The 8,538-nt window shown below is 74.9% G+C and carries 12 protein-coding genes and 1 tRNA gene; 6 read left to right on the forward strand and 7 right to left on the reverse strand.

The genetic code is table 11. The annotated features are described in order from the left end of the window. Positions 1-183: 183 nt before the first annotated feature. The 4 genes from ACFWWU_RS34135 to ACFWWU_RS34150 form a co-directional block, all read right to left on the reverse strand. On the reverse strand, positions 184-309 hold the full coding sequence (locus ACFWWU_RS34135) for a hypothetical protein (RefSeq protein WP_384151986.1): 126 nt from the start codon (positions 307-309) through the stop codon (positions 184-186). Between the two features lie 108 nt (positions 310-417). Further along, entirely contained in the window at positions 418-630 is a 213-nt protein-coding gene (locus ACFWWU_RS34140) for a hypothetical protein (protein ID WP_384151989.1), read from the reverse strand. Next, positions 627-1,061 (reverse strand): hypothetical protein, encoded by a 435-nt coding sequence (locus ACFWWU_RS34145; protein WP_384151992.1) that lies wholly within the window; start codon positions 1,059-1,061, stop codon positions 627-629. The genes ACFWWU_RS34140 and ACFWWU_RS34145 overlap by 4 nt, the downstream gene beginning before the upstream one ends. Before the next feature lie 22 nt (positions 1,062-1,083). Beyond that, positions 1,084-1,548 (reverse strand): ATP-binding protein, encoded by a 465-nt coding sequence (locus ACFWWU_RS34150; protein ID WP_384151995.1) that lies wholly within the window; start codon positions 1,546-1,548, stop codon positions 1,084-1,086. Between the two features lie 308 nt (positions 1,549-1,856). Here ACFWWU_RS34150 and ACFWWU_RS34155 point away from each other — a divergent pair, with 308 nt between their 5' ends. Both ACFWWU_RS34155 and ACFWWU_RS34160 read left to right on the forward strand, forming a co-directional pair. Next, positions 1,857-2,411, forward strand: coding sequence for a hypothetical protein (locus ACFWWU_RS34155; RefSeq protein ID WP_384151998.1), 555 nt, complete (start codon positions 1,857-1,859; stop codon positions 2,409-2,411). Positions 2,412-3,039: 628 nt separating this feature from the next. Next, a complete protein-coding gene (locus ACFWWU_RS34160; protein WP_384152001.1) occupies positions 3,040-3,471 on the forward strand; it encodes a hypothetical protein in 432 nt (143 codons plus the stop codon). Between the two features lie 247 nt (positions 3,472-3,718). Here ACFWWU_RS34160 and ACFWWU_RS34165 read toward each other — a convergent pair whose 3' ends face one another. Then, positions 3,719-3,862 carry a hypothetical protein gene (locus ACFWWU_RS34165; protein ID WP_384152004.1) on the reverse strand — a complete coding sequence of 48 codons (144 nt, stop codon included), beginning with the start codon at positions 3,860-3,862 and terminating at the stop codon, positions 3,719-3,721. Positions 3,863-4,410: 548 nt separating this feature from the next. Between ACFWWU_RS34165 and ACFWWU_RS34170 the strand changes: the two genes are divergently transcribed. From ACFWWU_RS34170 to ACFWWU_RS34180, 3 genes are all read left to right on the forward strand, one after another. Beyond that, positions 4,411-4,635 (forward strand): DUF6458 family protein, encoded by a 225-nt coding sequence (locus ACFWWU_RS34170; RefSeq protein ID WP_384152007.1) that lies wholly within the window; start codon positions 4,411-4,413, stop codon positions 4,633-4,635. A gap of 62 nt (positions 4,636-4,697) precedes the next feature. Then, entirely contained in the window at positions 4,698-5,072 is a 375-nt protein-coding gene (locus ACFWWU_RS34175) for a PRC-barrel domain containing protein (RefSeq protein WP_384152010.1), read from the forward strand. A gap of 86 nt (positions 5,073-5,158) precedes the next feature. Next, positions 5,159-5,611, forward strand: coding sequence for an SRPBCC family protein (locus ACFWWU_RS34180; RefSeq protein WP_384152013.1), 453 nt, complete (start codon positions 5,159-5,161; stop codon positions 5,609-5,611). A gap of 22 nt (positions 5,612-5,633) precedes the next feature. Here ACFWWU_RS34180 and ACFWWU_RS34185 read toward each other — a convergent pair. Continuing rightward, positions 5,634-5,710: transfer RNA gene (locus tag ACFWWU_RS34185), tRNA-Trp, on the reverse strand. A gap of 451 nt (positions 5,711-6,161) precedes the next feature. Next, complete coding sequence (locus tag ACFWWU_RS34190) at positions 6,162-6,446, reverse strand: cupin domain-containing protein (RefSeq protein WP_384152016.1); 285 nt, start codon at positions 6,444-6,446, stop codon at positions 6,162-6,164. 1,270 nt (positions 6,447-7,716) lie between these two features. Here ACFWWU_RS34190 and ACFWWU_RS34195 point away from each other — a divergent pair. After that, complete coding sequence (locus tag ACFWWU_RS34195) at positions 7,717-8,292, forward strand: DUF6328 family protein (protein WP_384152019.1); 576 nt, start codon at positions 7,717-7,719, stop codon at positions 8,290-8,292. Positions 8,293-8,538 lie beyond the last annotated feature (246 nt).

Below are 8,538 nucleotides of genomic sequence, written 5' to 3' on the forward strand. Positions count from 1 at the left end.
CGCCGAACAGCTCGCCGGTGGCGGGGCGCGCTTCGGTGACGCCGTCGGTGAAGAGCCGCAGCCGGCGCCGGGCTGCAGTTGGGCCGTATGGACGGGTGGGGGACCGACGCCGTAGCCGGTCAGTCCGAGGGGCGGATGGGGGGGGGCTGTTGAGTGCGCCGGTCACGATGCGCCGGTCGCGGATCAGCAGCGGGGCGGGGTGGCCGCGTTGATCCACCCCCGTCGGCCGGTGGCGGTGTCGAGGTCGCCGATCACGCAGGTCAGCAACCGTTCCGGGATCCAGTGGTCCAGGATGTGGTCGATCCCCACCGCGATGTCGTCGAGGCCGCCGTCGGCGCGCCGGGTGGAGCGATAGGCGCCAGCGCCGCGGCGCTGCAGCCGCCGGACGCGAGGTCGTGGCCCTGGCGTCGGGCAGCATCAGATGCCGTACGTCTCCCGCCAGGCCGTGGTCGTACGCGTCCCCGCCGACGTCGTACGCGGATTCCAGGACGGCGCTGGAGTCACCGCCGCCGTGCCGATGGTGCGCGGCGGCATGAAGGCCCACAGCAGCTCCGCCCGCAAGCCCATCGACCGGGTGCGCACGGTCCGCGCCAGGACGTCGCCGAACGGCTGCTGGGTGGCCAGGATCATGGCGGCCAGCCCGGCGAGGGCCTCGCACCGGTGCAGGAGTGACGCGTCGATTTCCGGGGTGGTGACCCGCAGGACGCCATCCGGCCGATGCCGTCCACGACCGGGATCCACCCCGTACGCTCCCCGCCGCCGGAGTCCGGCCGGCTCAGCCGCACCGACTCGGTACGGTACGCGTGTCCCGCGAGCGAGTTGTCGACCGGCAGCGTCTCCAGGTCCGCAGTTCCGTCGTCGGCCGTGAGTCGGGACGCCTGCTCAGGGGTCGGGAGCGCCACCAGACCCTGCTGCGGTAGGTCGGCCCCGTAGACCCGGGCCCCGGTCAGCCCCAGCCGCCGCCCGGCGTCCGCCACGAGCAGGGGGATCGCGCGGGGCGCGAGCCGTTGGGACGCGGCCGGCACGTCCGCCAGGACCGCGCCCAGGGTGTCACCGTCCACAGGCACCGCCCTTCGCCGCCGGTCACCGGCGGACCTCGCTGACCCTCCCCTCATGCGCCGGTGCGCGCTCGGGGGTCGTCTCGCCGTCCAGGGCGATGCGAGCGGTCACCCGCTTGCCGACGGACTCCCGCCGCACCTCGAAGTGCCTGGCGACGGACGTCACGACCTCCAGGCCGTGCCGACCGACGCGGGCCGGGTCGGCGTCCCCGACCACCGGTAGGGCCGGCTCGCTGTCCCACACGGTGATGGCGATCAGCCCGCCCTCCAGCCGCAGCTCCAGCAGAACGGGTCCGGGGGCGTGCTTGAAGGCGTTGGTGACCAGCTCGCTGGTGACGAGCCGGGCGGCCTCCACCGCGCAGGGCGGCACGGGCCGGCCGCGCCGCGCGAGACCTTGCAGGAAGGCCACGGTGAGGCGACGGGCTCGGGAGGGCGAGAGGTCGCCCCGGGTGAAGGCATCGGTGATATGCGCGTCGTCGGTCTTCCGCATCGTTCGCTCTCCGTCTCGCACGGCCGGGTCTTCCGGAGCTCTGGGCGCGTCCTGCCCGTGGGCTGTCCTTATGCCCCGATATCTCCACTTACTGCCCTGCGGGGTGATCGGATCCGACCCCCGCCCTCACCTCCGCCCTCGCCCCCGCTCTCATGTCCGCTCGCCTCCGCATGCCGGCCCGGCCCGTCCTGGGTGCCCGGTTTGCCTTCCTGGGTGAGGGGCACGCGGACCTCCATGAGTCCCGGGCCCCCGAAGGGCCGGGACGGAAGAGCGCGACTCCGAGAGTGAACGCGAAAGGGTGAGAACCGATGTCGATCGGAATCGTCCTGGTCGTCGTCGCGGCCGTCGTCGTGGTCGGGTTCGCCGCCGCTGTGGCGGTGGACCGCCGGCGGCGATCGCGACTGCGCGACCGCTTCGGGCCCGAGTACGAACGGGCCGTCGAGGCGACCGGCAGCAGACGGGCGGCGGAGCAGGAACTGGACGCCCGCGAACGCCGCTTCGCCGACCTGGAGATCAAGCCGGTGCCCGGTGAGGCGCGGGAGCAGTACGCGCGGCGGTGGATGCGCGTCCAGGAGGAGTTCGTGGACCGGCCCGAGGCCGCCGTCCACGACGCCGGCGAACTGGTGGCGGCCCTGATGCGCGACCGGGGTTACCCCGACGAGGGCTACGAGCAGCGGCTGCGTGACCTGTCGGTGCGGCACGGCCGCGCCCTTGAGTACTACCGGGCGGCCCTGGAGGTCCACGCGTTGAGCACCCACAACGCCGCCACCACCGAACAGCTGAGGGGCGCGATGATGCACTACCGCACCCTCTTCGACGACCTGCTCGCCGACGGCGAGCCGACCGGCACCCGCCGGTCCTGACGCGGAGGCAGGAGAAATGCGACACCACGAGACGTCCGAGCGCACGACCCGGGCGCCGGGTCGACGACACCACGCGGACCCGACGGGCGAGTACCCCGAGCGGTCGGAGGGCCGCCCCGAGCCGGCTGACCGCCCCGAGCCGCGGACCGAACAGGGCCGGTCCGGTCCCGGCCGCCCCGGGCCCGCGACGACCGGAGGCGACGCGGTGCGCCCGCCGGAGCCCAGCCCGACGGTCGCACCGACCTCGCCGCGGCCGCCCGGTGTGGAGGAGGCGGACGGGCGCCGGCAGGTCGCGCCCCAGGCCCCGTCCTCCGTCCCGCCCACGCCGTCGGGCCCCGCGACCGGTTCGGCGGCCCCGGGCAGCCCGACCGTCGAACCGACCCCGCCCCGGCCCGACCAGCCTCAGCAGGGCGCGGCGCAGCAGGGTGGGCCCCGGCACGACCAGCCCCGGTATGACCGGCCCCGGTACGACCAGCTCCCACAGGGCGGGCCGCAGCATGATCAGCCGCAGCCCGGCCGGCCCCGGCACGATCAGTCCCGGTCCGGCGGCCCCGGCGGCCCGCCGCCCCCGCCCGCGGCGTCCCCGCAGGTACCGGCTCAGAGGACGCCTCTCGCGTACCCGCCGACCATGTCCCAGACCCCGCCCCTGCCCTCCGCGCTCCCGGGCCCGGCGCCCGCGGCCCACGGCGGTCACGCCCGGCACGCCGCCCCCGCCCCGCAGGAGCGGTCGCAGGGTCCGGACAACGGACGCGCCGCGCGAACCGGCGCCGCCGGAGCGGACGCGGAGGGGATCCCCGATCTGCTCGGCCCGGCCGAGGAAGGGGAGTTCCGCCGCCGCTGGCACGAGGTCCAGGGCCGGTTCGTCGACGACCCCCGCCAGGCGGTCCACGCGGCGGACGTCCTCGTCGGGGACGTGATGAGGACCCTGGCGGACACCTTCGCCCGGCACCGGCACACCCTGGAGGGGCAGTGGAGCCAGGGGCTGGAGGCCGACACCGAGAGCCTGCGCCTCGCGCTCTGCCAGTACCGCGCCCTGTTCCAGCGCCTGTTGTCCACCTGACGCCCGGGGGTGCCCCCCCGTTCCCGTGCCCGGCGGTGCGATCGGCCTCGCGGCCCGCACCGCCGGGCCGGCGGCATGTCCGGCACCGCTTCCCCGCAGGCGCTCCTCTCCGGCGATCCTGGCCGTACGGCGCCTTCGCGCGGCGGTGGTGCGCGCGCCGCGCACGCGCCGTACGCACACCGACGCCCCGCGCGGTACCTCGCGCGGGGCGTCGGCGGTCCGGCTGTGAGGGCCGGGCGGGCAGGCGTCAGCGGTGGCGCAGCCTGCCGAACAGGGAGCGTGCCTGGGCGCGCCTGCGCGGGTCGGCTGCGGCGCGGCGAAGGGACGCCGCCGCGCCACGGCCCCGGGGGCTGCGGGCGAATCGCTTGATGCGGTCCAGCAGTGCGGTCATGGGATTCTCCTCCTGTGTCGAACGCGCGGGACGATTCCCGAGAGGGCGCCACCTACCGGAGGAACGCGGGGAGGAGGCCGGCGAACCGCCTCCGGTCCCGGCCTCCGGCAATGCCCCCGCCTTCCTTCCGTGTCCTGGCACTCCGTGTTGCCCCAAGCGGCCGTCTCACACCCCAAGGATTCTGATGAGTCGTCAAGTAACGGTTCTCAGACGGTCGTTCGCGTGTGGGGTGGCGACGCCGGTGCGCTCGTCCGGGTCCCGTCCGCCGCCCCGTCCCGGGCGGGGGCGCCGCCTCACCGGCGGGCGTCCGCGGGCCGGAACACCTTCACCGCCACGGGGCGCCGTAGCCGCAGGTCCAGCGCCCATGTGGCGTCCGGATGTACGGGCCTCGCTCGGACCCGTATCGGGGGCTCCCTGGGGGTGTGGCCGGCCCTCTGCCGACGGGCCGGGAGGGACCCGGTCCGAAACGTCTCCGAGGACGGCGGAATGATCCCCGGAGACCCGGGTACTCGGACGCTGTCCAACCCGCAGGGGAGGAGCAACCAACCATGGGTCTGGGACTGTTCATCATCATGATCGCCGTCGGCGCCATCCTCACGTTCGCGACCGACTGGGAGCTCGCAGCGGTCGACCTCGATCTGGTCGGCCTGATCCTGATGGGCGTCGGCCTGCTCGGGACCGCCGTCTACACCAGCGTTCTGCGCCGCCGCCGGGTGGTGGTCCCGCCGGTGGCGCCCACGGTCACCGACGACGACCGTCGTGGCCTGCTCTGAGGCGGCTCCGCACGTCCGGCGCCGCGCCCTGTACGAACACAGCGAACAAAGGAGTGACAGCGATGACCGACCATCTGTGGTCCTTCGGCACCGAGTCCGGCCACCTGGCGGGTACCGACCTCACCGGGTGGCGCGTCGAGGCCTCCGACGGGCACATCGGCAAGGTGGACAAGCACTCCGACGAGGTGGACGACTCCTACCTGGTCGTCGATACGGGCGTCTGGATCTTCGGCAAGGAGGTGCTCATCCCGGCGCGGGCGGTGACCCGCGTCGACCTGGAGGAGCAGACCCTCCACCTCGCCCTCTCGAAGGAACAGGTGAAGGACTCGCCCGAGTTCGTCTCCGACAAGCACCTCGCGGACCGCCAGTACCGCGAGGAGATCGGCCAGTACTACCGCACGTCCTGGCCCTTCCCGGGAGGCACGGGCGGCCTCTGACGGGCCGCCGGTCCATCCCGGTACGCACAGCGCAGCAGTACGTCCCCGACGGGGAGTCGCTCCCCGTCCGAGAGAAAGGTGTCGCCATGTCCAAGGTGGAGGAGTCGGTCGAGGTCGAGGTCCCGGTGCGCGCCGCCTACGACCAGTGGACCCAGTTCGAGACGTTCCCGCGCTTCATGGACGGTGTGGAACGGATCGAGCAGCGTACGGACACGCTCACCCACTGGGTCACAGAGATCGGCGGGGTGCGGCGCGAGTTCGACGCCGTCATCACCGAGCAGATCCCGGACGAACGCGTCGCGTGGACGACGGTCGAGGGCGAGGCCCACCAGGCGGGCGTCGTCACGTTCCACCGTCTCGACGCCACCCGGACGAAGGTCATGCTCCAGATGGACTTCGCCCCCGAGGGGCTGACGGAACAGGCGGGCGACAAGCTCGGGTTCGTCAAGCGCAAGGCGGCCGACGACCTCAAGCGGTTCAAGTCGTTCATCGAGGAGCGCGGCGGCCTGCAGACAGGCGGCTGGCGCGGATCGGTCTGAGGACCCGGCGCCCGCGCGCCCTTGGCAGGGGTGACAGGAGTCGAACCTGCGGCATCCGGTTTTGGAGACCGGCGCTCTGGCCGGCTGAGCTACACCCCTTCGGCGTGCGGGAAGCGTGCCACGCCGACGGGAGGCGTCGCCACCGGATATCGCGGCGGGGAACGGACGACACCGCGCGCCCGGTACCTGCCGGTTGACCGTGGATCGGACGACCGCCCGCCCGGGGCGTAGCCGGTCTCCCGGTCGGCGGACGACCGCCGGCCGAGAACGTACCCGCCCTCGTTCCGTCCGTCCGGCCGCGCCGACGCGCGGCAGGCACGCGTCTCGGCGCGGCCGGACGCGTGCCTGCCGCGCGTCGGGCGAAGCAGGGTGGCGTGGCCGCCCGAGGGGCGAGTAGGCGGGGCCACGGCACCGCCGCAGGACCACCCCCTTTCCCTGCCGTCGGCCCGCGGCCACCCTCCACGCCATGCGCCGACGGCCTCGCGACCGCCCCGCTCGGGCCCCCTCCCGATGCGGGGCGGTCGCATGCCCGGGGCCGTCCTTCGGCGGGCTACTTCAGCTCGATCTCGACGAACGCCAGCGGGGCGGAGCCCGCGTTGACGACCTCGTGTTCGCCGCCGGCCGGGCGGGCGTAGGACTCGCCCGCCCGGAGCTCGGAGACGGTGACCGTGCCGCCGGCGCCGATCACCCGGGTCCGCCCGTCGGTGACGGGGACGACGACGTAGTCGTACGCGTGGACGTGGCGGCCGGTGGACTGACCGGGTTCGAAGTCCCAGCGGGTCACGCGGGTCCGGTCGTCCTCGTGCTGGATGCTCGCGCGGGCCGTGGTGGTCACGGGGCGCTCCTTTCGGCGTCGTCGTCTCCGGGCGCCGGGGGAGCGGAGCCGCCGGCGCCCCCGGGCGGCAGGGTAGCCGCCCGGGCCCGCCCCGGGCGAAACCGGACCGGGTGGCATGGATCCCGGTCGGCGGGCATGCGGGTGTCGAGCGATGGGACACGCTCATGCCGGACGATCCACGGTTCCCCCCTTCCCGTGGGTCGGCGGCACCCGCGAGCGGCCCGCACCCCGTGAAGGTGCGGGCCGCTCGCATGCCGCCCCGAGCCGGCGCCCCGAGCCCGCGCCCCGGTGGGCCGGACCGCCGAGCGGTCTCCCCGCATCCTCGGGGTTTGACCCCGGGAAGAGCGGTAAGCCGAACTAGTAGGCACCGGAAGCAGGGTGACGGACAGTCGGCCCATGGAACCCACCCAGGAGGCGCTCATGTCGAACCCGACCCGAGTCCTCGTCCGTGTGGCGCCGTGCGCCGCGCCGGTGGGACCGACCCGGCCTCGCCGCCTCGCCCACCCCTCCGGTGGCCCGTCGGGACCGGGGACGGCCCCCGGGCCCCACGGGCATCGGCGCGAGCCGCCGCACCCCGGGATCCCCACGCCGGGCATTCCGATGCTGGGTATCCCCCTGCACGGCATCCCCGTGCGGGGGCTCCCCGCGGGGACGGTTCCCACGCCCGCGCACTCCGGCCGGACCGCCGCGGCGGAGCCCTCCGCACCGGTCCGCCCGCCCCGTCGCCCGCCCCGCCCTCCGGTGACGTCGCCGTCGCGGCCGCCGGAGGCCGCAGTCCCGTCCGAGGACCCCAGTGCCTCGGGCCGGAGCGGGGAGAACCGCACGAACGCTCCCGCCATGACCCCCGACGCGCCGCGCGGACGGGACGGACGGGACGGGCAGAAGGGGCTGAACGGGCGGGCCGACGGTCCCGCCGCCGGTGACCGCGGGCGGCCGCCCGGCGACGGCGGGAACGCCCGTCGCGGATGGTGGCGGCACCACGCGCCCCCGCGAACGGCCGGTACGCCGCGGGCCTGACTCCGCGCCGTGCCGCGCCGGACGGAAGCCCCCACGCTCGACGGGGGCTTCCGCCGTGCCGGCCCCGCTCCAGGGTGCCGCGCGTCCGCGCCGTGCCCCCGAGACCCGGCGCGCGCCCCGCACCGCCCCGCGACTCGCCGAGCCGCCCGCGGTGCGAGGCGTCCGCGCCGTCCACAACCGGGCATACGGCGGAGCGCCACCGGACCGGGTGGTGCGCGTCCGCTGCTGCCCCCTGCTTCAGAGGAGGATCTTCATGAACGAACGAAACGGCGGTACGCCGGAGGACGAGCCGAGGGAGGCGCGGCACGGCGGGAAGGCACAAGAGCCGGACAGCGGCACCGGTGCCGGCACCGGCAGGCACGACGGGCGCGGCGAGACGGAGGAGGAGCGCGCGGACCGGCGCTGGCAGGAGCTCCTCCAGGAGATACGGGTCGCCCAGACCGGCGTCCAGATCCTTCTCGGCTTTCTCCTCACGGTGGTGTTCACCCCGCTCTTCCACGATCTGGAGCAGACCGACAAGACGATCTACCTGATCACGGTCGTCCTCGGGGCGCTGGCGACGGGCGCGCTGATCGGCCCCGTCTCCTTCCACCGGATCGTGTCGGGGCGGCGGGTCAAGACCCAGGCCGTCGTCTGGGCCTCCCGGCTCACCTTCACCGGCATCCTGCTGCTGCTCGCGACGCTGACGGCCGCCCTGTTCCTCATCCTGCGGGTGGCGACGCACGACCCGTACGTGCCCTGGCTGGTCTCCGGCGTCCTCGCCTGGTACCTGATCTGCTGGTTCGCCCTGCCCCTGTGGGTCCGCACCCGCTACGCCGACAGAAGCTGACCGGAGCCGACCGGAGCCGACCGGAGCCGACCGGAGCCGACCGGAGCACGACCCGGGAAGACCCTCCGACCCGAGGCGCGTACCGGCCCGGGAACCGCCGTCGGCGGGGGAGGACGACGACGGAGAGGGGCGGGGCCCCCCCGGGGGGGGCCCCCCCCCCCCGGGCCGCCGCGGGGCCGCGGGGGGGGGCGGAGGTGGTGTATGGGGGCCGAGACCTAACCAAAACCACCCCCCCGGCCCCCCGGG

The organism is Streptomyces sp. NPDC058650 (assembly GCF_042717315.1).
Lineage (GTDB): Bacteria > Actinomycetota > Actinomycetes > Streptomycetales > Streptomycetaceae > Streptomyces.